Below are 24,128 nucleotides of genomic sequence, written 5' to 3'. Positions count from 1 at the left end.
AACAGTAGTAATCTTATTATCCTCACAACTTATGTAAATTTGTTCTTCTTGTAAATTTAAAACATTATAAAATAAGTATTTAATAATTTCACCTCATTATCTATTAAATAAACGCTGGAATCATCCCTAAGATCATCGCTCCTAGAATGGCACCACCAACTAATGGTTTCTTAATTCACATAAAAATTCCTGCACCAATTCCCGCACCAATTCCCGCGATTGGATTAAAAGTTGCGGCAGAAAAGATTACTAATGGTCCTAAAAATTTTCCAGTGGCATTCCCGGCCCCAATCATAATATCAGTTCCTAATCCGGCAGCTTCTTTTGGTTTTAAAACACGAATGACAAAAATCACCAAACCAATTACTAACCCTAAGCCAGCCCCAAGTAAGGCTGCTAACAGCGGATTATACATCACAAAGGCTAACTTTTGTGAAGACAGAAAGACCGCCGGAACACCAATCCCAACACCAGTTAAAATTGAACCACCAACATCTAAAATTCCAACCAACGGTCCTTCTAAAACACGAGCAATTAGAAATCCAACAGCAAAGCCCATCGCTGCAGTATAATCACCAGTATCAAGCCCGTTTTTCAACATGGCAACAACAAAAATCTCATTTAGCGCTCCAATTCCTTTCACAATAAATAAATATGTTGCTAAAACAACGCCGGCGCTTAACATTGCACAAATAACAATAAAAAACCAATCCTTTAATAAAATCCGTTCAACACGGTTAAAGACACGTAATAATTTTGACTCACGGTCTTGAATTTGTTCAAATGTTAAATTAAGATGACCTATAAAAAGATTTATTTTTTCCTTAATTAATTCTTGTTCAAATATTTTTTGCTGATAATTTTTAACGGCTTTTTGATATAAAACTTTTACTTTTTTGTACTCTCAATTTAACTTCATGTAATCAACCAATGTTTTTTTGCTTTTTTGATAATTTGCAATTTTCTGAACTGTTTCTTGGTTAACATCGTTGATTTTAGTTAAAATTTGTTGATCACTAATTATTTTGGTTTTTAAAAAATCTATTTTACCCTGATATAAATTACTTTTATCTTTCAAGTGCTGTATTTTGACTAAAAATTTATTAATAATTTTTTGATTATAAGTGGTACTTTTTGTTTGCTCTAATTCAATAGCAGCTAATGTAGCATCATCATTTTCAGTGGTTGCTTTTACAATTAAATTATCAAATTCAGTGCTAAGTGGTTTTACATGTTCAGTAAGAAAAGTATCATGCTCTAATTTAATTTCATCTAACAAAATTTGGTTCTGATCAATTTTGATTTGATAACGATTAATGAGAGCTTCATTTTTTTGATTTTGTTTTAATGTTTTATTGTACTGGCGAACATATTGATAATTTTTCTTTAATGTTGTTCGTTGTTGACGATAACTTTTAATATCTGCTTGGGCAATAAGATATAACGGCTCTAACTTTTCATATTTCACCGTTATCTTATTCAAATGATTCGCAACTTTTTCCTTATTTTTTTCAGCATTATTAATTGAAATAGTATAAAAACTATATTCTGTTTTTAAAACTTCCGCTCAATATAAAATGTTTGTTTTTAATTTTCGTTCTTTTGTTTGTATCATTTTAATTTGTTTTCGAATTTTGAATCGTTCATTAACTACTAAATCTTGTTGTAACTTTGTTTGTAATTGCAAAATATTAGTTTGATAACTTGCTAATTGAGTTGCAATCTTTTCGTTTCTTTTAAAAGCTTTTGTTAATTTAGTATTTTTTAATTGTGGATTATTTATCATTATAACACCTCTTGGATAATTCCCGGATGGAGTAAAATATTATAGTCAACATTTAAGTGACTAACCATCTGAAAATCAGTACTCATCCTGTAAGCCAATGCTTTAACATTTTTTAAATGAATAATATCATCTCATGTAATTTTTCGAAAATAAGCAATTAAAACAAATAAAACAAGTGCTAAAATTAATAACAATCAAAACTGTAGTGATAACAACCCTTTTTGATCTCATGATGAACCAACCAAAATTCCTAAGACAATCCCTGGGATGGCATTTCCAGAAATAAATTGTGATAAAACACCAAAGAGAATTGCTGGTAATCCAATTTTTTTACCCGCATCTAAAGCAGCAATTAAGAATAATACTGGCATAATATAATTAAATAAATAATTTGCGGCAGGAGTTAAAATTCCACTGGCAATTGAAGATAACTGTTTTGGAATATAATTATAAATTGTAATCATTAATGGCATTACAATAATGCCAACAACCATTGAACCTAATCCAACCATTAATGGTGAACGCATTACTTGAAAAACATCTTTTTTCCGCGTGCATATTTTAGCAAGACCAATTCCCCAGTTGGGAATAATACGGTGAATAACATCTTGAGTTAAAGCACCCGTTCCAATCGCTGATGCTGTTGAATTAAAGAAAAATCCTAACCCAAAAGCAAAATGCGAAACAGGATCACCATTACAAGCATTAATTTCACCAAGGGTACGGAATGCTCCTAACGCTTGTTTTTCGGGAGCATGAAACATTCGTGCTGTTCCAATTCCAATTGCTAATCCTACTAAGGCACCAATTATTATTGAAATAATAACTGCAACAATAATACTCATTACTTAAACAATTTCAATGTATTTTGCACGAACAATAATTTTTAACTTAAGTTGATATTTAATTTTTTTATACGGTAAAAAGACCCCTAGTAAGCGTTTTGAATTAAGATAAGTATCATCAGCGATACTAATAACATTCAATGGTTCTAAATGAATAATAAAATTATTAAATTTTTTATACGCCGCTTTTTTCATTTCATCAAAAGCAGCGTTATATGCTTCACGCATATTATTTCCTTTTCCCATCACAATAATTTCAGCTTCTTCAATTTTTAAAATTGATTGTTCATTATGTTCAACATTAAGATGTTGTTTTTCAACATTTATTTTCATTATTTTATTCATCACTATGAACCTCCAATCATGTTTTTGTTAATTGTTCCCCTAATTCTTCAGTGTCCATAAAACCAAATCCTAATACTTGTTTGCCATTTTTGATGGCACTAACTCCTTCATCAACACTTCGTAAATGATCAACTGCCTCATAGCCAAAATCATTAGCAGCTGTAATAGCACCAGCTCCACCAGAACCACAAAAACTAATACCTAAATCAGCATTATGTTCGTTCATTACTTCTCCTAATTTCATATCAGCAAGCATACCTTCAATCACAATTGCTGTTCCCCCAGCATTTTCAACGCCTGTTTTAACTTTATTACCTTGCCCCATTCGATGACCGATAACAACTAGTGGTTTTGTCATAAATAAATCCCTCCTTTTAACAATTTGCAAAATGAGTTGCAACTAAAAAAACCTCTTTTGAATTAATTGGTGTTTGATTAATTTCTCCCAACTCTTTTAACAATGCCTTTAAATAATCTTCTGCTTGGTTAATGTAATTAATATTAATTTGTGAATATAAATCAGTAGTTAATTCAAACTGTAACTCTTCTTGTCGATGGTATCGCTCTAAAAAAGATAAAATATGATTCTCAAAAACTTGATATTTAACATTTGAAAAATTAAAATGATAACTCTTACTTAATGCTTTAATCTTTGTTTTAACAATATTATTATCAACCAATTTTTCACTTCCTTTCTATTCTTTAGCACCATTGTATAATTAAACCTAAACAAAAAAGTTTCAATTTTTATTTTTAAAATTGAAACTTTACTTTTTAAGAACGGTGTTTTCTAAAATATCAAGATAGCGTGTTTTATCTGATTCAATAATTTCTTCATAAATTAAATCTAAAATATATAACATAGAATAACGTGCTGATTTAGTAATCAACTGATTTTCATTTGGATTATAACTTAAAGCAATATTATAGTCGCTAATTTTTTTTAAATGGTTTTGTAAATATTTGGTAATACTAAAAATAACCGCCTTTTTTTTCCGTGCTTGTTTCACTAATTCTAAAACAGTTTTTGTTTCACCAGATAATGATAAAACCAAAATAACTGTGTCACAATCAATAATTTGCGAAGAAACACGCGCATTTTCATGATCACGACCTAAAAAAGCATTAATCCCAATTCGTAAAAGACGTGAATAAAAACTTTCCAACCACAATGCAGATTCGCCATATGCATATAAAAACAACTTTTTATTTTGATTAATTTGCTGCACAAAAGTGGTAATTACTTTTGGTTGTAATAAACTTGCAGTTTCATCTAAATTAATTTTACTCTTTTGTAATAAATTATTAGCTAAAGTATCTTCTTTTAAGACTGGTTTTTGATAAACAGAAGTTAAGATATTAATTAATTCCTTATAACCTTTTAACCCAATTTCTTGACACATTCTAGTGACAGAAGCTGGGGAAGAATATGTGGCAAAAGCAACCTGATAAATTGTATATTTACCGATACTTCCTAAATTTTTTAAAATAAAAATGCTGATATGACTAAATTTATGATCATTATTTTTTAAGTTTTCTAATTTAATAATTAATTCATTCCAAAGCATAAATAATATCTCCTGTTGTTGCAACTTAACATAAGAATAACCCTTAATAAAATTATTTCTATTTATTTATAAACTATAATTAGTATTATTTTACTAAAATTATTTCGTATAATTAAGAAAAAGTATTATATTAATACTTTTTCTTAATTTTCTCTGCTTAAAATTAGCCAACTAACTTTCCATCATTACAATTTGTTGAATATTTAATTGATTAATTTTTTTCATTGAAACAAAGTAAGAAAAAACATATAAAATAATAATTCCTCCTAAAATAATAGGTAAGGTAATTAATCCTGTTCCAATTGGAACATACAAGTTAAAGAACATTAAAACTTTCTGGGTAATTGATCATGCTAAGCCTCATGTTAGGAAGTAACCAATTAGCCAACCAACAATGGCAAATGGAATAAAGATTCCTAATGTTAAATTATTAATTTCCCACCTACTATAACCTTGCACTTTCATTGTGGCAATAATCTTAATAAACTTCTTAATAAATAAATCAATTGCAAAGTAGATTGTAATAACAGAGACCATAATAATAATAATAAAAATTAAGGCCACCGATAAGGCAATAATAATAACACGATTCATCACTTGTGCTTTAATTCCAACATAATCTGCTGACAAAACAGATGTGGTATAAGAACTTGTAAAGTTATTTAATGATAAATCACCATTTATTGATGATAAAGCATACCGATTAATTTGATCAGATGGTTGTAATTCTGTTGTATATTTTCCGTTATACCATTGCATAATATTAAGATTTCCCTTTAATGTTGTTGTTGGAAATAAATTAATTTTATTGGCATTTTGCATACTAACAAATAATCGTGGCGTATTATACGTGGCAATACTTTTTACAATTTTAACCTTAACAGGCGTTACTGTTAATGATGGGGCAACTTTAATAAAATTATTGTCAACTGCCGCTTGATACCATGTTGTTGGAATCCCATTTACAAAGTCACCATTATACGATCCATCAAAATTAAAATCATATGGTCTAATAACTCAATACTCCTGATTATTAACAGTTTCTTTTCGCACGATTTTATTAGCTCCTGGTGATACTTCTAATAATTTCCGTTGTTGACCATTGCTTAAAGTAATTACTTTTTTCGTTCAAATTTGTTCCATTTCAGAATTAGATGGAATCCATAATTCGACATTATTTAAATTATAATATTCACTATTTGGATTTGCCGAGGCATAATACTTTGTATTAGGGCTTGTATTATAAGTAAAATAACTTTTATCAGTAGAATATAAACTTTGATAATTCTTTGGATCTCACGGTCCTGGATTACCACTTAGGTTATATTTTCAGTTTTGACGCACCAATGCCGTATTATTGTTAGTAAACTCCGTTCATTGGTCTGGACCAACATTATATTGTAAAGTCGATAATTGCGGGGTTAAAGTAATTTCTTGCCCAACGTGCAAGTTCAACCGTGAGAGGGCGGTCACATTGGCAATTGCTTTAACAACTTGGTTATCATCATTTCCTAAAATAGCACGATCATCATCTGATAATTTTAACATTTTTGTATTAGCATTAATGCCATAAACTGGTAATTTTTTATCATTATATGCTGTTTCAAAAGTAGTGAAAACATCATCAGTCGTGTTGTTATAACTCATTGTTCCAATCCCCAACGCAAAGTGATTTGCACGCTCAGGATTTTTGCTTCAATCTTCTTTTACCGAAGCAGGAATAATCCCGTTTGTTGCTTTACTAAAGCAAGTGTTTCACAAAGCAACATAGTCACCTTGATCAGGAAACGGTGGATATGGAATCGCCCCAATGCCAAGGGCTTTTGGCAAGACAGTACATAAAATTTCAGAAATTAATGCACGAACACTATCACCTTTGGGAGAATTTTTTACTAACTCATTTAAATAATTGAAAATTCCTAATGACAAATTAGTTCCCGATAAAGTAACAAAGTTATACGACAACATATCTTTTAAAATTCCGGCCACAGTCGGTTCTTGGTTAACTGTTTTTAATGATTTAATTGTTCTTCCACCATCAATACTATAATAATTAGCTAGTGGGGTCATTCCCCCAATCGGATATAAGTATTTATCGGCAGGGTCCCCGGTCGATGGAACATTATTAATTCCGTTTCATGCATATGTTTTATAATATGACAAGGGACTATTACTAATTACATTACTATATTTAACTTCACTGCCATACTTAATACTTTTATAATAGTTTGTATTAAAGTTTTTTGCATAAACTGGCGCTAATAATGATACCGTTAAAGTAAAAGTAACTAAAGCAAAAATCCCTAAATAGGTAAAGGCCTGTTTTAAGGAAGTTGATAACACCACCATTCGGAAGCGACCAACAAAGGATTTAAAGTGTAAACTACGAACAGAACGTGCTAATTTATTATCAACATTTAGTTCACGAGTTGGGTAAATTAAAGTTAAAACTTCTGTTTTACTAATTGAAAAATAGCAAGTTGCAAAAGTAATCAACGAGAGAAAAGCAACAAAAAATCCAATTAGAAAGACTAAAATCATTCAGTTTCAAGTAAAACTTCAGTTAATAATAAAGAATAGATTAAATAATTTTGCAACAAAGAGTTGCAGTGTAATACCGACCAACCATCCGGTCGGAACAGCAATTAAAATACTAACCATTAAAATGCTTCAATAGGATAATGCAATTTCACGAAGGTGATATCCTCCTGCTTTTAACATTCCAATTTGCGATGATTCTCGTTTGATCATTTCTTTAATGATAATATATGATACAACAAATAATGTTATTGCAAAGATAATAATAAAGAACAACCCAATATAAATATAGACATTAATGGTTTTTGCTAGCAAACTATAACGTCATGTGATTTGATTTGTGTCTTTTTTAACTTCAAAATTACCGATTGAAAAATCAGTTGCTTTTTGAGGATTGCCCTTTTGTAATGCTTTTGCATAAGTATCTAATTGATTAGGATTATTAGCATAATATGTTTTAAAAAGGGCTAAATTAGCAGCTGGTTCTCCAGCTAAACTTTTTAAGAAAACCCGTGAATTATCCTTTAAACTAATTAATCCTTTATTATTATCTTCTGATAATAATGACATTCCATATGAAGATAAATAAACAACCGTATCTGTTTTAAAATTAGGAATAAAGTCCGTTTCATAAATTGTTGGATAAATGTTTAAAGTATCTCCCCCTGTTGCTCCAACGGTAAAAGTTTGTTGGCCAATTTTAATATCATCACGTAAATTTTTGTGCTGAACTTTTAAATAATTTGGACTAACAACAGCATAATAATTGTTAAAAGTTGTTTCATTCAGAGATGGCCCTTCTCATTCTGAAACCTTATCAAAGATTCTTAATTGATTATCTTTTAATAAATCATGTCAACCAATTACTTTATATTTTAAATTATTAACAATATCTCATGTTGTCAGTTCCTGACGCATTGAAATAGCAAAATTACTAACAATTCCTAACATCTTATAATAATTTTGAACAAAATTAATAAACGCACTTCGTTCACTATAATTCCCAAAAAAAGTAACCTTGTTAAATAAATCACCAATAACCATTCGTCCTTCATTAATTCCGGTTTGATTTAATTTATTAATATATTGATATGGTGATTGCGCTATATATTGAATTTGTTTTTCGATATTACCAGCACTATCTGTTACTGTATAACGTGCTGCAACCCCAAAACTACCACGCAAACCATTATCAAACAAAGTATTAGCAGTAATAACATTTATTGTTTTATTGTCTTTTCCTAATGTTACATCAATATCGGGCATATCAAAATGTTGAAAATCATTATTTGTCGTTTTTAATTCTCAGTCTCAACGATTAATTGCCTTTTGGTTTTGATCTGCTTCACCATTCGTAAACAAAACAATTGCAGTTTGAATTTCAGCTACGGTTGCAGCTGGATTTTTTGGTAAAAAATCTTTATTAATATAATCTGTAATAATTCCTAAAAAGTTTTTATAAATTTGTGTTGTTTTAAAAGCAGTCAAATATTCATCAGCTAAAGTATTATGTCCCATAGCCCGCAACTTAGCAATTAAAGTATTTTGATAATTAGGTGCTGATAATCGAATTTTTAATGCCAGCCCCAAATCAGTTATTTCACCAGAAGTTAATGTAAACGTAATATCTTGCTTGGTTAAAGCATAAAAAACATCGGTCTTTGCATCCCCAATTGTAATTTTTGGATAGGTTAATTTATTATCATTGTTTTCAACAATAACATATTCTGAATCAAAAGCAAAACTGGGCGTAATTGTTTGCATATTTGAATTTTCAAAATCCATTGCTGAATAGTGAAAAGAATAATTATAATCAAAACTACCATATCCCATTTGCCGGTTTGCTGCTTGTAAACTAGTTACCGTTGTAAATAAAGAAGCAGTAATAATTGAGCAAATAAAAATTAAAAGGAGCAATGAAATAAATTGCCCTTTTGCTTTGATTATTCCTAAAATTCCTTGCTTCATTAACAATGTTTTTTTCATGTTTAATTCTATACCGTTATTCTAATCGTTTTGTACAACATCATAATGACGTTTTCATTGTCCGTTACCATCTTTTGCAAATCATTGAATATTAGAAATTACTCAGTATTGATGACTATCATCCCCGGGATTAACATTAGTTCAAGTAACAGTATATTTATAATTAACCTTTTGATAGTTATTTCCTAGACCATCATATTTTGCAAATCAATCTAAATCATAATTCCCTAAGGCTTTTAAATAAGCAGCATTTAAATCTTGATATGTATTAATACCTGCTTTGGGTACATATCATTTTTCATGCAGATTTAAGTTTGCAGCAACATCCGCATCACCCATTCCCTTGTATTCAAGGTCATATGACATATTATTTTCATTTAAAAACTTGCCATTATTAATAAACCAATTTTCCCCCAATAATAATGTGTTCGTATAGTCATATAATGCATTATTAATTGCTAATAAATCCTTACGAGTTTCTGAATTAGGGTCAAAATATAATTTATTTAATAATGATCGAACTGGTTTTGTGTCATCATTAAACCATGTAAACACCACATCCATAAATGAACCTGGTGCTGGTTTGGTTGGATCTTCACTACCAGTTAATAATTTTGCAATTTCAGTTTGATTTTGCTCTTGTTTTTTTGGATCAGACCAAGGAATTTGACTAGCTTTTGTTAGTGCCTCCTTATTATCTAAAATTCCTTGTGATAAACTAACAACAAACTTATTCATATCATTAATTGTTAGCGTTCCTAACCCACCAATTGCTGGTGACTTCATCATTTTGGCCATTGATTGTAAGACTACTTTAAATCCTGGTGTAACCTGTTGAGCTGCAATTGCTAAAAATGCTCCAACAGCATCATTTGCCATCCCTTGTTGTTCAACTGTTGCCTTTGTATATCAACCATCAACTTCGTTTCCAAATTCAACAAATAATTCGGCTAACGATTTTGATGAACTATCTTTTTTATATAATAAATCAGCTAACTGTAATTTTGGTGTTTTACCATTTCACATTGCATCACGATTTTTCATTTGATCTTCTGGTTTTGATAAATCTAAATCATCTGCCATTGGTTTTGCTAATAATAAGTCACTAAAAATTTGTGCTTGCTCATCAAAAAACTGATTAACTTTCTTTTCAATTGCTGCTTTTTCATTACCTGTAGCACCTAAACTAGTTAATCCGACTGAAACACCTTTTTTTGCCATGTCATAATTTGGATTTTTTTCATTATTAGGCATTGTTGGGGTTCCAAAAATATTATAATAAATTTGTCCCAAAATACTTCCGAAAAAGGTCCCATCTCCATCGCTTGATAATGGTAAAAATTTGTTTAATTGATTAATATATGTTTTTGATTGTGAACGGTCCGTAAACATATCGGCCATTGAAATTAATTGTAAAATTACCATTAATTTATCTTGTTCTTCTGATTTTTCCGCAGTTATAAATGATTGACCTGTCGCAAATTTTTTTCCATTAATAACAAAGTTTGAGTTTGTTTCAGTATCAAATTTAATGTCTTTTGTTGCTAATGGATTATAATTCATATTTAAATCATAAAAATAGGTTGTTCGTGGCATTTCAAACATTGCTTTATTATAAGCATCAGTAATTGTTGAATTTACCCGTGCATCACCTGCTTGTGTTGGTAAAATTTCCTTTGCAATTGAATAATTTGATAGTGCGCCACCATCATATCAGTAATTTAACATATTATTATTTGCCGCAAATGTTGGCATTGTTGGCAATTTATCATGTTCTGAATATCCTGGAATTTTTGATTTTGTCTGATTTTCAGTATTATATAGGTTATTGTTTAAGATATTCATATAGTCATAAGTTGAGGTTAAATTTTTTAATGGCATTCCATCTTTTTGATTTAAATAACGGCCACGATAATAATCAACATCAACTAAATTACCATCTTTATCTTTATATGAATCTGGTAATCGTGTTAACATTTGTAAAATTGATGGTGTATAGCTATTTAAATTTTCATGCCGATTAGCAATTGCCATTTTAGAAAATAATGTTGTCTGTAAAATCTTTTGTTTTAATGGTCCATTCGGCATTTTTTCAACCTCTGGATCTTTGTATTTATCACTGGTTTGTTTATTTCCTTTGTTTCTACAACTAACAACAGTAATAGCTGGAGTCGCCACTAAAACTGTAGCAGCCAAAATATTAAGTAATTTACGCATTTTTGCTCCCTCTTTTCTTTTTTGTTAATAAGTTAAGTTGTTTTAGTTAATAAATAGTTTGCTCAAAAACATTGAATTAGTTAATTTAAGCATTATTTTATTCTTGTAAAGACCCCATTCAGCCATTAATTTCATTTTTCAGAAATTTATTTGGTAAACTTTCTAATCCATTTTTTTGGCTAATATTAAAAAAATGAAGGGCATTCAATAATAATGAAAGTTCAATTAGTTCAATTGCTTCATCACTAGTAATTTCTCATAAATTTTTCATTGTTTTTTTGACAGTTTTCATCAGAAAAAACAAATCTAATAAACATAGAACTTTAATTAGTTTCAATAAAATTTTTAAAAATAACGAATGTCGTAAAACTTTCAAATCATTTGAACGACTTTCAAAACTGCTAATTGTTATTAAAAAAATTAACAAATGAAAAGCAAATTCATGTAAAAATGTTGTTTTTAGATCAAATAAGTAAAAAAATGTAATAATAAAAACAAGTAAAATACCTCATGTTAATCATAAGATTAACTCATTATTATTAATGTTATGAAATCAAATCAATAATTGTTTTCCCATTAAAAATGAAAATAACAATGAAGTAAAAATTAACATAATTAATTTAAAAATATAATTTAAGAATTGTTTGTTCATTAAAATAATAATTCCAATCACAAATTGTAAGACTAAGACTGTTTTAATTGCAATATGGGTAGTAATATCATCGTTTGACACATAAATTTTGACAAAAACAATTTGTAAAATTATAGCCATAATAAACTCACTAATAATTAATATTACATTGAAAAAATATTTTGTGGCTAATGCTCCTAATTTTAATTTAATAGAATAAATTTTGAAAAAATAAGTAACAACTTTTAAAATAGTATAAAATAAGATGATACTTGCCAGAAAAAATATCGCAACACGTTCTAATGAGGAATTAAAGAAAAATTGAATTGAATTTGGGATATTAAAATTTGACAATTGATTTCATAAATTCATTTTCTTCTCCTCACAAATTTTAAATAATCCGATGTTGCTTATTGAATATATTAAAGCAAAAAAAAAAAAAAAAAAAAACAAGAGGGTACTCTTTGTTTTTTTGTAAAAATTAGACTTTTAATTATCGAAAAGACTTTTATTATAAAAGTTTAAGATATCTTGATAAATTTCTTGTTTAATTGGTTCATTTAAAATTTCATGACGAGCATTTGGATATAGTTTAACCTTAACTTTTTTCCCTGCTTTCTTATACAATTCAACGGTTTTTAATACTGTTTCACCATATTTTCCAACCGGATCATCTTGTCCCGCAATAAATAATAACGGTAATGTGTCAGGAGTTAATTTAATATTTTTCTTATTAGTAATAAATAATAAACCCGTAAACATATCTTTAAAAGCACTTGTTGAAAAAACTTGTCCTGTTAACGGATCATCTGCAAATGCTGCTTGCACAGTTTTATCTGTTGACAATCACTCTGTTCCCAAATTACCTTCATCCTTATAACGCACATTTAACGGTGCATAAGAAAATTTATAAATAAAATTGTCTTTTGACTTGGGGCCTTTAATTTTTTGGCCAAGTTTAGCCATTTTAACCGAAAATTTTAATAACCGTTTTGGATAATGTGCAGTCCCACAAATAACCAACGCCGCAATATTGGTTCCATATTTAATTGCATAATGCCGAACCATAAATGATCCCATTGAGTGCCCAAACATTACAATTGGTATGTTAGGATAGCAATATTTAATATAAATTGTTACTTCATACAAATCATCAATAATTTTTTCTCATCCTTCTTCTTCTGCAAAAAAACCCAAATCTTCTGGACAAGTGGCAGTTTTGCCATGGCCACGATGGTCTTCGGCAACAACAACATAATTGTTGGCAACTAAAAACTTGGCAAAATCTTCATAGCGTAAAGAATGTTCCGCACTCCCATGGACTAATTGCACAACTCCTTTAATTTCTTTCTCGTTTGCTGGTTTTCATTCATACATTTGCAATTCTGAGCCATCCCGTAATGGCTGTCTTCACTCTTTGAATTTCATCATTTCTATCTTCCCTTCAATTAAAAATAAACTTGCTCTATTTTACCATTTTCATTATCCTATTAAAAGTACTTTATTTAAAAATAATCCGCTAATTAAACAAAAAGAAAAAGTGTCATTTAACACTTTCTTTTTTAGCGGCCCTGATTTCCGGCACGATGAAGATCACGGAACGGACCATCAATGGTAATTAATTCATCATATTTTCCACTTTGAATAATACCTTGTCCTTTTCCTAATACAAAAATTTTATCCACATTTTTAATGGTACTTAGGCGGTGTGCAATTGAAATTGTTGTTTTCCCAACCATAATTTTTTCTAATTCAGCTTGAATTTCTTTTTCCACAATATTATCTAGCGCACTTGTTGCCTCATCTAGAATCAAGATTTGGGGATTTTTTAAAATCATCCGCGCAATAACTAACCGTTGTTTTTGGCCTCCTGATAACATAAATCCACGTTCACCTAAAATGGTATTATAACCATCTTTTCAACCCATTACTAAATCATGTAAGTTTGCTTTCTTACAAGCTTCAATAACTTCTTCTTCAGTGGCATTAAACATTCCGTACCGAACATTGTAAATAACATCACCAAATAAAATTTTTGGTTCTTGTTCAACATAACCAACGTGTGTTAAGTAACTTGCTAGATTTAAGTCTTTTAAATTAGTATTATTAACAATTACTTTACCACTCGTTGGATCATAAAAGCGTAACAACAATTTTGAAATGGTTGATTTTCCACTTCCCGTTTCTCCAACAAAAGCATAACTTTTGCCTTTTTCAAATTTTACAGTTGTTTTTGGCAAAATAACAACTCCTGGTTTTTCTGGATATTCAAAAATAATGTCTTTTAAAACAATATCTCCCGTAATTTCATCAACACTTGGTGCCGCACGGTTTGGATCAATTGTTGTATCAACACGAATTAATTGCACAATTCTTTTTGTTGATGCTGTTGCTCGTGCTAATCCTGGTACTAATCCAGTTAATGTTCAAATTGGAAAGGCTAAAGTATTAACCCCAGTAATAAAAGCTGGTAAAACCTTCATAATGTGGTTGGTACTTTCTGTTCCCTTATTACCATATAAAATAATACTTGATAACACAACAATCACAGTTAAACTTAAGGCACAAAGAATAATAATTGTTGTCATTCGAGCTTGAATTCGGTTTAAGCGACGATTAATGCGGTAGTATTCTTTATGAATTTGTTCAAAACGAACACGTTCATATTCTTCTGTTCCTGTTGCTTTAATTAAAGCAATAGAAGCAATTCGGTCAGTTACATCACCATTAACATCCGTAATTTTAGCACGAACATTTTCTGTTTCTGATGCTTGTGAACGGAATGTTACAGCAACTGCTGTCATAAATAAAGCAGTTGCCCCTAAACAAATTAAGGCTAATTTTCAATCAATATTTAGTAACACCACTGCACTTCCAATAAAAATAATCGGAATACTAATTAAGTTAGCTGGCGTTAATTGCGATTCATCCCCAATAATTTGCGTATCATTAATTAATTTTGTCATTGTTTCTCCAATTTTTTTATCAGAATAATAACCAATGTTTAAATTAACTAAGTTATTTAGAACAGCATTCCGAACATCAATTTCAATATTCCGTCCTAACATTCCTCCAACACATTCACGAATGTTTGTTGTGACAACTCCAATTACCAACACAACACCAATAATAATCAATCAAATTCATCAGTCTAATCCCGTTGTTACAGCATTGGGATCATTTCCAAATTCAAATAAAATTTGGGTCATTAACTTATTAATTAAAAGGGTAATTGTTACAATTGATGTTGAACTTAAAACTAAAGTAAATAAGATTGTAAATGATCGTAACAAATAACGGCGATAATAAATAGCAACCAACTTAAAAAAACCGATGCGCGGTGCTTTAATCTCCTTCATCATTTCTAACGGCGTTTGTTGCTTACGAGCGTGATTTTTGTGGTTTAATTCATTATACTCTAAGTCTTTTTCAATTTTATTAATATCAATTAACTCTTTAATTTTACCCATAAACTCACCTCTTATTCTAACTAAGGTTTATCAATAAACTCTCTTATCTGTATATTATAACAAAAAATAAAACTTTTTTAATGTTTTAAAAAAGTTTTTTAGACATATATTCCATATCGATCAACTAACTGTCTTGTTCGTCGTTCTAATAACAAAAATAATGTGGCATTAACAATATATTTTGCGGTAAATATTCCAAAGAAAATCCCAATAAAAATTAAAGTGTGTTGCCATGATTCAAAAATAGAAGCCATTCCACTATTATCATGGTCATGATCATGTCCAGCATGGGCATGACTAAGACTATTTGATCAATTAACAACCTCATTTGGAGTATTAACTGTCGATGCTAACATATTAGTTCCATGTTTAATCATATGAACGTGTTCAGCTTCTAAATTGCTATGACCGGTGTTGACTAAAATTTTTGCAACAATTAGAAATGACAACGCTTCAACTAAAGCACACAATGGAACAATAATTACAAACGCTAAAATTTTTTTAGTCCAATTAATACTAATAATTTTATGATGATGATCATGGGCCTTTTTAACATGGTGATACTCATGAATTGTATGGTCGGCAACATCTTCTGGGACCTTTACTTTATAATAAGCATTAAACAAAATATAGTAAACAAACCAGGTAATAAAAACAACCAAAATGTTTGAAATCATAAAGAATGCCATTTCAATTCATGTGTGGTGACCATCAATTAAATTATGAATTCAGGGTAAAGCTATTCCCTCCAATAAAGCAAATCCTAAACCAACAATTGAAATTGAATAAATGATAACTAATGTATCAAAAAAACGTAAACCAAAGGTTGCTCCTCATGGCGTTGGAATATTAAAAATTTCTAATAAACTTAAACCAACAGCGACTGCTAAAAAGATTGCGGCGGCTGTAATCTTAAAGGTAATCGACCTTTGATTATATAATTCTTTGTGAAATAATGATTTTTTAATTCGAACTCAAATCTTATCATTTTTCACAACTAATTCCTTGTTACTACTTTTTTCCATTCTCTTTTTCCTTTCTTATTTATAAAAATTATAATTTATTCTTTTAAAAAGTCAAGCATCACAATAAAATTTTTAACAAAATAAATGATAATTTATTCTAATAAAAAATAAAAATAGACATAGAAACATCTATTTTTATTTACAAAGTTATAACATCATAACCCACGTTCTGTTTTTTATTTAATAAAATAAAACACTAGTTATTTATCTATCAATTTTTTAAAATTGATCTTCTAATTCTCTTCTGCTTTGAAAAAAAGAAGTTCCCTTACCAAAATTTAGGTTTCTCGCTTGTGGGGTTTACCCGTTCCATTTTTTAAATTTCTTTAAAAACTCGTTTCTGTGGCACTTTTATAGAAAAAATTCCATATTATGAATAACTTAGGATTTTTTTCAGCCGTCATAAGGATCCCTTATGCCTAACCTTATGGATTAAATTAGCACAAACACTACAATCATCGCAGATTGTGCGAGCGTGGAGTTTCCTCTATTAACTGTCGTTAATAGCAACTAGTTCTGTCATAACTCATAATAATTATACTATATCTTAAGCCTAAAATGCTAACTTTACTAATAACCATTTCTTAAAATTTAGTCATTATTAATCTTACCTTCTAAATTATGGATTCGTTTTATTAGATCAGCTTTTGAAAAACCTTCTTCTTCTAACCGGGCTTTTTGCGCCTTTGTTTCATCCAGTTGCGCTTTTAAAACGTCATTCTTATCTTGTAAATCATTTATTTGTTGACGTAAATACTTAATTTCTTTATTAAAATCATTGGTAATGCCTTCAAAAACGCGATAATCAGTGGCAATCATATCTAAAAACATATCAACTTCGTTTGGATCATAACCTTGATAATCAACTTGAAATTCCTTATTAATGATATCGACTGCTCGCAATTTAATTGTTTTCATTTTCACACCTCTTTTTGCAAGGAACAAAGGTCCTTTTTTGTTAATTATATTATTAAAGGAGGAAACAATCATGCACCTGCCCAATAATCGTGGAATGTTTTTAGAATCTCTACTTAATTATACTATTCAAAAATATTATGATGATAATATTGGTCTCTTTTTTAAACGAGCAGTCAATATTATTCCATTGGAAAAAAATCAGCATATAATTACCAAAGGTTATTTTAAAGAAAAAACTGGCTGTGATTATTATGGCCTTTATCAAGGCCATTATATCAAATTTGAAGCAAAAGAAACCAACCAGCAAAAATTCAACTTAAACAATATTAAAGCACATCAGTTAAAACAATTAGCTTTAGTTAAAAAGCATCATGGCATTAGTTTTATTATTATTTATTTTCATTATTATGATCGTTATTTTATCTTATCATATCAAAAATTAACAATATGAATAAAACTAATGCCAACAAAACAAATTCCAATTTCTTTTTTTGAAGAAAATGGTTATGAACTTTTTCTGACCCTTCCTAATTTTCTTGACTTTAAACCAATTCTTAATCAATTAATCAATTGTATTTAGTTAATGATTTTGGTTTATTTTTAAGATAATTATCAATAAACTTAATAAGTTCTTTAAATGTCATTTTTGTTTCTTGATGATTAGTAACAATTAGGGTTAATTGAAAATCAGAAATTTTATTTTCTAAGTAAGTATTTAAAGTAGCTTTTTCATGTTCAGCTAAAGGTTCTTGCAAAATTTGATTGACTTGATCATACAAAAACTTTTTCTCAACATTTAGCTCTAAATTTTCAATCACAATAATAATTTTGTTAAAAATTGGTGATAAATCCATTTCCAAAACATCTTTTTTCATCTTAATATCAATAAAACCTTCTTGTTTTAATTGATCTAACATACTTTTTGCTTTTGCTTCAGTAAAATTGGAATGGTTAGCAATTTCTAACGGCGTGATGAACCTTTTATCAGAAGAAGAACAGTTCATAATCAACATGATTAACACTAACTGTTCTTCTGACAAATTTATTAATTTATAATGGCTCAATAAAAAGCGCCACTTATTAATACTACCCTTGTTAAATAAAGTATTTAACATAACAATTAGATCTTAACTAACTTAATTAGTTTAATGCATCTTTTAATTGTTTAGCTGCTTTGAATTTAGCTGCTTTAGAAGCTGGAATCTTAATTGTTTCACCAGTAGCTGGATTTCTTCCTTCTCTTGCTGCTCTTGCCGATACAGCAAATTTACCAAATCCTGCAATTGCGACTTCGTTTCCTTTAACTAAAGTTTCTTTAATTTTATCAAAAACAAAATCAACAACTTCTCCCGCTTGTGACTTTGATAAATTAAATTGTCCTGCAATTAACTCTGCTAGTTCTTTTTTTGACATCATTACACCTCTTCTAATTAAACCTTATAATTTAGGTTTATATTATCTTACCAAATTTTATTTAAAATGTATCTCTTTTTCAAAAAAAACATTAATTTTGCAAAACCCCTCTCATTTTAACTAATTTATCCATCTTTGAAACTGAACAATGCTAAAATATTATAGTAGTAATTGCAAAATTATAACAATTACTACAAATTAACCAAGAATCAAGGAGAAATAGTTATAAATGACTTTAAAAATAAAATTAATTTGAAAACAAATTTATAAACTATTTTTTGCAATAGTTGGAATTACCATTTTAATATGGGCATTTATCACTGGAATTCTCAATCAAGATGATATTATTAATCGTTATCATGGTGATTACACAGTATATACATTAGATTTTTTTACAACCTTTACTTGTTTATCAAACTTAGGAATCTTATTCTGATTCCTAATTAGTGGAATTCGCCATCATCAAGAAAACAAAAATAAAATTCAATCATATCCAGTTGCATTAGCTGCAGCTTGCTATATTACTATTACTTTTATCATATATAATTGTTTATTATTACCAACTCAACCCCTACCAGGAAGCGTCTTAGGGTGATTTACCACCGTCATTGATCATATGACAAATCCAATTGCATTTGTTGTTTATGTTTTATTCTTTATGGAGAACAAACAAGAAATTAAGTTAAAACAATTTTTTCGTACAAATTTTTGAAAATATATCGTTGTTTTACTAGGATATTGTGCTTATGCAATGATTAGAGGTGAATTACGTCGCCTTTCTGGCGATCATTTTACTTGACCAGGAAGTACACCTGGGGTAATTGAAAACCGTTGATATCCATATTTCTTTTTAAATGTCCACGGGACCTTTTTTAGTCTGCCAGGATATGTGTGATTCATTATTGCTTTTATCGCAATTTTAGGAATTTTAATTGGCAGTATGTATTTATATAATTATTGTAATAATAAAATCATTAAAACAAAATTTTACCAAACTATGCAAAAAATCAGTTTAACAAAAAAACCATCATAAGATGGTTTTTATTTTTCTTAAAATGAAAATAATTTCCTAAATTTAATTAATATAATTAACTGATAATTCCAAAATCTTTTAAAAATGAAAATAATTTTTTACCTTTTTGCGAGATAATAACAGTGGTGATCAGAACATTATTATTTAAAATTAATGATAAATAACTGCTTACAAAACATAATGCATTCTTGTTACCTTTTGTTACTTTAAACATTAAACTTTAAATCCTAAAATATTTATTAAGTAATAATGTGACACCTATTCATTCTGATGATGTTACAAGAATGAAGAAAAAATGCTTGATACTTTATAATAAATATTATGCTGCTAAAAATTATAAAGTACCGTATTAAAAGTAGAAACTTTTACAATAAAAAGCTATTGCTGATATTTTCCTACCTAATATCCGCTTTAGATCACAAGCAATCCCCCTGCTTGATTATTGTAACCTTTACATAATATTCATTTAATTGATTAAAACCTCTTAAAGAACTTAAGAGGTTTTATTTTTTTAATTCAATTTGTAGTACGTATTCTTTTGTCTCGCGCGGGGCTAGATGATTGATTCATGGCTTTTGATCAAATGGTGCTGTTTCATAATTAACATCATCTTGATGCCCATCTCATGGCTCAACACAAATATATTTTGCATCATTTTGACATTTTCAAATTAGAACATTTGGATATCCCTTTGTTATTAAACGAATAACACGACTTGGATCCACAATTAATACTTGTTCTGTCGATTGATTTAATAAAGCATAACATTGTCCTGTTGTAAAATCATATTCGTCTAGTTTAATTTCATTTTTAACTTCCGTTGGCATTGTTGTTCCTAAAAAAGCACCACCGGGAATATGCGTAACTGTTTGTAACTGATCAAAGATAATTTTTCCTAAATGATCATCACAAATAAACGCTGGATGTCAACCAAAATTATACGGCAACATTTTTGAATCAAGATTAGTAATTTTAACCTTATTAACCAATTCGCTTTCTACTAATTGGTATGTCACTTCTAACTTAAAGACAAAAGGATATTGTTCATAAAAAGTTTTTGTTGCAACATACTCAACAATTAACACATCAGTTGTATAGGTAACAATCTTTCAATCAGTAATAACTCGAAAAAACCATGCCCTGTCATGTGATATGTTTTTCCTTCAAGTTGATATTGATCATTAATTAATTTTCCTGTAATTGGAAAACAAATTGGTCAGGATTTTTTTCACGTACTATCTTGTTGATAAACATATTCCTTCCCATCTTTTTTCAACGAGATTAATTCAAAAGGATTTTTACTAATTTGTGCTACTAAATTTTTATTTTTTAAAATATACATTATTTGTCCTGCTTTTCTATTTGTTTTGCCTAATAACCTGTTAAGTGTGTTTTATCTTGCATAATAGCAACACCACCACTTGTTCCAATTCGTGTTGCACCCGCCGCAATCATTGCTAAAACATCGGCCTTGGTGCGAACTCCCCCTGCTGCTTTAACTTGTAAACGATCACCAACAGTTTCTTTCATTAATTTTACATTTGTTATTGTTGCACCTGCTTTACTAAAACCAGTTGACGTTTTAACAAAATCAAGTCCTGCTTGTTCAGCTAACTGACATGCCTTAATAATTTCTGCTTCTGATAATAAACATGTTTCTAAAATAACTTTAACAACAGCGGTGCCCGCCGCCTTTTTACATGCTCTCATATCAGCTGCTACTAAATCATAATTATTTGATTTAAACTGACTAATATTCATTACCATATCAATTTCATTTGCCCCATCTTGTAAAGCATTAGTAATTTCTGTTACTTTTGTCACTGTTGTATTTGCTCCTAATGGAAAACCAACAACAACACAGACATTAACATCACTATCTTGTAGTAATTCACAAGCTAAGGGCACAAATGTTGGATTAATACAAACTGAAACAAAATCATATTGTTTTGCTTCAAGACATAACTGTTCAATGTCAGCAGTTGTGGCATCTGGTTTTAATAAAGTATGATCAATATATTTATTTAATTTCATTTAATAGTTCTCCCTGTTGTTCTTCATTAACTTGTACTGCTTCTAAAATACGGATTGCTGCAATGGAATAATCCAACAAGCGTTGCATTTCAGAATAATTTCCTGTATTTATTATATTCACAAAATGTTGTAATTCATAATACATTTTATTATGATGTTCAGTTGCTAAGGGAATCGGCGTTGATTTATTTGTTAACCGGTTATATATACTAATTGTTTCTAATTTTGTTAAGTTAGTAAAATTAATTGTTGTATCATAACTTAAAATTTCACTAGCACTAATACCAGTTGCCGCTTTTGAACAAACAATATTTGTTAAAATATTACTATGATGACGTAAAAGCACAACATTGTTAATATCAACGCCATTTTTCAACTTATGACTCATTGCTTTAACATCTTTAACTGGTCCAAATAAAGCAACTGCTAATTCAACAGGATAAATTAACATATCATACAACGAACCTTTTCCTAAAGTTTCATCAAAAACAGAATTATAATCATCAAGTAAAACTTCTTTCATTCGACTTGAATATTGGTTACAATGAAATGTTGCTAAGAAAGGATGCATTTTGTTAACATTTTCTTGTAAAACTTGATATGCTGGTAAATGCAGTGGTTTAAAAGCTTCCATTAAAAAAACATTGTTAATAATTGCAATTTCTCTTAATTCAATTAACTCTTGGGCTAAAAAAGTCACTGGTTTTTCAATTAAAACATGCTTTTGTTGTTGTAAAAAATATTTTGCTTGTTGGTAATGTAACCCATTGGGTGAAGCAATATAAATAAGATCAATATGATCTAACATATCTTCAAAATTATCAACCATTCGGACTGACAAATTATTTTTTAACGCAAAAATTTTCGCTTTTTCTAAAGTACGTGAATAAAGACAGCTAACTTCAACTCCCGTTACTTCCCGACAAGCTTCAATAAATTCACTAACAATATTACCCGTTCCAATTGTGCCAATCTTTAACATAAAAGCACCTCACTATGTACCTTTCATTTTTGTTAAGTGGTTGATAAAATTATTAGTTAATATCTACAGTAAACACAAGATCACTAGTTCTAAAGAATTTACTCTTTAAACCATCAGCTGAAACAGTATAAGAATTACTTCCTGGATCATAACTCCCCGATAAACCAAGTCCTGCTAAATCATTTTCTCCTAATGCAACTCCACCTAAAGCAGCAAAAGCGGCTGCTTCTAATTTACTTTGATCATCAACTTTCAATGTTCTTTCTCCTTTTGGTAACCAATCTTCTAAATTGGGACGAAGATCTTTATATTCTGGCGGTGTTGCTTGTAAGTTTCCTCACATTACTGAGCCTTTAACTGATTTAGCACCGTCTTTTGCTTCCATTTTAACATATACTTGTTTAAAAGTTATTTCTGACTTATTAGTTGCAACGGTAACTTCAACTTCATCTCAAGGTAAATAAATTGAGACAATACTTTGAATCCCTTTTGTTATTCCTGATTTTAAGTCAACTTGATTATTTACAAGGACATTATTTTTTTGCAAATGAAATTTACTACTTATTTTATCAAAAGCAAATAAACTTAAATCTAATTTGTCACCAATAATATCATTCCCATTATCTTTTGGTGGGGGTAAACATGCCATAACATTTGTACTAACTACTGTTGCTAATGAAATGCTAGTTAGTAGAACTAAAAATTTCTTCATTTTTTCATACTCCTTTATTAATTATCCTTTTTATTAATTATAAACTAATTACTATTTTTATCATCATCAAAAAAAGGATTTTGTGATTTTTTTGATAAATTATTTTTTTCTAGTGTTACTTTATCACTAGTTTCTTGTTGCTCTTTTTCTCATAATTCAGAATCTTGTCAATTTTTCTTCACAATAAAAATCCGTTCTTCAACTCGTACAATTGATTCTAAAACTGAAAAAACAATTGTCCCAACAAAAACAAATGGAAACCAAACATATCAAAAAATACAAATTTGGGTTGGATTTAAAACTTTTGTATTAGTCAAAATTAAAAAGAACAAACTAATAGCAAAAATTAAATACTGACCAATATAAAAAACTTGCATAAAAATAATATGTTTTCGTAATAATTGAAAGGAAGTTTTTTTCAATTCATGAATTCGTACTAAGTGATAAATAATAAAAATAACAGTTGCAAAACCAATTAAGACATAACCAATTTTATACCCTGTTATTGCCGCAATATTTCATTTTTGCAATCCTAAAATTAAAAAAATTAATACTAAAGCAGTATATAATATTACATTTGCGACACTAACTAATCCTTTAATCGATACTAATTTTGTCATTCTTT

General features: G+C 29.0%; 23 protein-coding genes and 1 other RNA gene. 2 read left to right on the top strand and 22 right to left on the bottom strand.

The genetic code is table 4. From position 1 onward, the window contains the following. Nucleotides 1-103: 103 nt before the first annotated feature. The 14 genes from E7Y35_RS06530 to E7Y35_RS06465 form a co-directional block, all read right to left on the bottom strand. Nucleotides 104-1,786, bottom strand: a complete 1,683-nt coding sequence (locus tag E7Y35_RS06530) for a DUF4310 family protein (protein WP_283272175.1) — start codon at nt 1,784-1,786, stop codon at nt 104-106. After that, the gene (locus E7Y35_RS06525; RefSeq protein WP_283272174.1) at nt 1,786-2,631 is read right to left on the bottom strand and encodes a DUF4311 domain-containing protein; all 846 of its coding nucleotides are present in this window, start codon (nt 2,629-2,631) and stop codon (nt 1,786-1,788) included. The genes E7Y35_RS06530 and E7Y35_RS06525 overlap by 1 nt, the downstream gene beginning before the upstream one ends. 3 nt (nt 2,632-2,634) lie before the next feature. Beyond that, a complete protein-coding gene (locus E7Y35_RS06520; RefSeq protein ID WP_283272173.1) occupies nt 2,635-2,976 on the bottom strand; it encodes a DUF4312 family protein in 342 nt (113 codons plus the stop codon). Beyond that, nucleotides 2,969-3,334: an SFCGS family glycine-rich protein gene (locus tag E7Y35_RS06515; protein ID WP_283272172.1), complete on the bottom strand. Its 366-nt coding sequence runs from the start codon at nt 3,332-3,334 to the stop codon at nt 2,969-2,971. The genes E7Y35_RS06520 and E7Y35_RS06515 overlap by 8 nt, the downstream gene beginning before the upstream one ends. Before the next feature lie 16 nt (nt 3,335-3,350). Further along, nucleotides 3,351-3,656: a PRD domain-containing protein gene (locus E7Y35_RS06510; RefSeq protein WP_283272171.1), complete on the bottom strand. Its 306-nt coding sequence runs from the start codon at nt 3,654-3,656 to the stop codon at nt 3,351-3,353. An 87-nt stretch (nt 3,657-3,743) separates the two neighbouring features. After that, entirely contained in the window at nt 3,744-4,544 is an 801-nt protein-coding gene (locus E7Y35_RS06505; protein WP_283272170.1) for a MurR/RpiR family transcriptional regulator, read from the bottom strand. A 171-nt stretch (nt 4,545-4,715) separates the two neighbouring features. After that, entirely contained in the window at nt 4,716-9,068 is a 4,353-nt protein-coding gene (locus E7Y35_RS06500) for an ABC transporter permease (protein ID WP_283272169.1), read from the bottom strand. 21 nt (nt 9,069-9,089) lie between these two features. Then, nucleotides 9,090-11,285: a lipoprotein gene (locus E7Y35_RS06495; protein ID WP_283272168.1), complete on the bottom strand. Its 2,196-nt coding sequence runs from the start codon at nt 11,283-11,285 to the stop codon at nt 9,090-9,092. A 97-nt stretch (nt 11,286-11,382) separates the two neighbouring features. After that, nucleotides 11,383-12,288: a hypothetical protein gene (locus E7Y35_RS06490; protein WP_283272167.1), complete on the bottom strand. Its 906-nt coding sequence runs from the start codon at nt 12,286-12,288 to the stop codon at nt 11,383-11,385. 117 nt (nt 12,289-12,405) lie between these two features. Beyond that, nucleotides 12,406-13,347 carry an alpha/beta fold hydrolase gene (locus E7Y35_RS06485; protein ID WP_283272166.1) on the bottom strand — a complete coding sequence of 314 codons (942 nt, stop codon included), beginning with the start codon at nt 13,345-13,347 and terminating at the stop codon, nt 12,406-12,408. Nucleotides 13,348-13,478: 131 nt separating this feature from the next. Continuing rightward, nucleotides 13,479-15,386: an ABC transporter ATP-binding protein gene (locus tag E7Y35_RS06480; protein ID WP_283272165.1), complete on the bottom strand. Its 1,908-nt coding sequence runs from the start codon at nt 15,384-15,386 to the stop codon at nt 13,479-13,481. 98 nt (nt 15,387-15,484) lie between these two features. After that, a complete protein-coding gene (locus E7Y35_RS06475) occupies nt 15,485-16,411 on the bottom strand; it encodes a hypothetical protein (protein ID WP_283272164.1) in 927 nt (308 codons plus the stop codon). A 153-nt stretch (nt 16,412-16,564) separates the two neighbouring features. Further along, nucleotides 16,565-16,933, bottom strand: an RNA gene (rnpB, locus tag E7Y35_RS06470) — RNase P RNA component class B. Nucleotides 16,934-17,002: 69 nt separating this feature from the next. Beyond that, a complete protein-coding gene (locus tag E7Y35_RS06465) occupies nt 17,003-17,329 on the bottom strand; it encodes a DivIVA domain-containing protein (protein WP_283272163.1) in 327 nt (108 codons plus the stop codon). 70 nt (nt 17,330-17,399) lie between these two features. Between E7Y35_RS06465 and E7Y35_RS06460 the strand changes: the two genes are divergently transcribed. Next, complete coding sequence (locus E7Y35_RS06460) at nt 17,400-17,909, top strand: Holliday junction resolvase RecU (protein WP_283272162.1); 510 nt, start codon at nt 17,400-17,402, stop codon at nt 17,907-17,909. Here the strand turns inward: E7Y35_RS06460 and E7Y35_RS06455 are convergent. Together E7Y35_RS06455 and E7Y35_RS06450 are read right to left on the bottom strand one after the other, a co-directional pair. Next, nucleotides 17,884-18,444 carry a DnaD family protein gene (locus tag E7Y35_RS06455; RefSeq protein WP_283272161.1) on the bottom strand — a complete coding sequence of 187 codons (561 nt, stop codon included), beginning with the start codon at nt 18,442-18,444 and terminating at the stop codon, nt 17,884-17,886. The two genes, E7Y35_RS06460 and E7Y35_RS06455, sit on opposite strands and share 26 nt — an antisense overlap. Nucleotides 18,445-18,469: 25 nt before the next feature. Then, nucleotides 18,470-18,742 (bottom strand): HU family DNA-binding protein, encoded by a 273-nt coding sequence (locus E7Y35_RS06450; RefSeq protein ID WP_283272160.1) that lies wholly within the window; start codon nt 18,740-18,742, stop codon nt 18,470-18,472. Between the two features lie 229 nt (nt 18,743-18,971). Between E7Y35_RS06450 and E7Y35_RS06445 the strand changes: the two genes are divergently transcribed. Continuing rightward, on the top strand, nt 18,972-19,775 hold the full coding sequence (locus E7Y35_RS06445) for a Pr6Pr family membrane protein (protein WP_283272159.1): 804 nt from the start codon (nt 18,972-18,974) through the stop codon (nt 19,773-19,775). Nucleotides 19,776-20,278: 503 nt separating this feature from the next. On the opposite strand, the gene E7Y35_RS06440 is transcribed toward E7Y35_RS06445, so the two are convergent. The 6 genes from E7Y35_RS06440 to E7Y35_RS06415 are packed head-to-tail and all read right to left on the bottom strand — an operon-like array spanning nt 20,279 to nt 24,123. After that, nucleotides 20,279-20,860: an aldose epimerase family protein gene (locus E7Y35_RS06440; protein WP_283272158.1), complete on the bottom strand. Its 582-nt coding sequence runs from the start codon at nt 20,858-20,860 to the stop codon at nt 20,279-20,281. After that, nucleotides 20,854-21,117, bottom strand: coding sequence for an aldose epimerase family protein (locus E7Y35_RS06435; protein ID WP_283272157.1), 264 nt, complete (start codon nt 21,115-21,117; stop codon nt 20,854-20,856). The genes E7Y35_RS06440 and E7Y35_RS06435 overlap by 7 nt, the downstream gene beginning before the upstream one ends. Nucleotides 21,118-21,146: 29 nt before the next feature. Beyond that, a complete protein-coding gene (gene deoC, locus E7Y35_RS06430) occupies nt 21,147-21,809 on the bottom strand; it encodes a deoxyribose-phosphate aldolase (RefSeq protein ID WP_283272156.1) in 663 nt (220 codons plus the stop codon). Beyond that, entirely contained in the window at nt 21,796-22,791 is a 996-nt protein-coding gene (locus E7Y35_RS06425; protein ID WP_283272155.1) for a Gfo/Idh/MocA family protein, read from the bottom strand. Before E7Y35_RS06425 ends, deoC begins: the two co-directional genes overlap by 14 nt. Before the next feature lie 52 nt (nt 22,792-22,843). Then, on the bottom strand, nt 22,844-23,503 hold the full coding sequence (locus E7Y35_RS06420) for a hypothetical protein (protein WP_283272154.1): 660 nt from the start codon (nt 23,501-23,503) through the stop codon (nt 22,844-22,846). Nucleotides 23,504-23,547: 44 nt separating this feature from the next. After that, nucleotides 23,548-24,123 (bottom strand): hypothetical protein, encoded by a 576-nt coding sequence (locus tag E7Y35_RS06415; RefSeq protein WP_283272153.1) that lies wholly within the window; start codon nt 24,121-24,123, stop codon nt 23,548-23,550. Nucleotides 24,124-24,128 lie beyond the last annotated feature (5 nt).

The sequence above is a fragment of the Spiroplasma sp. SV19 genome (assembly GCF_030060925.1).
Lineage (GTDB): Bacteria > Bacillota_I > Bacilli_A > Mycoplasmatales > Mycoplasmataceae > Spiroplasma.
Note: the sequence above shows the minus strand (reverse complement) of the source record. Positions and strands in the feature narration are given on the sequence as shown.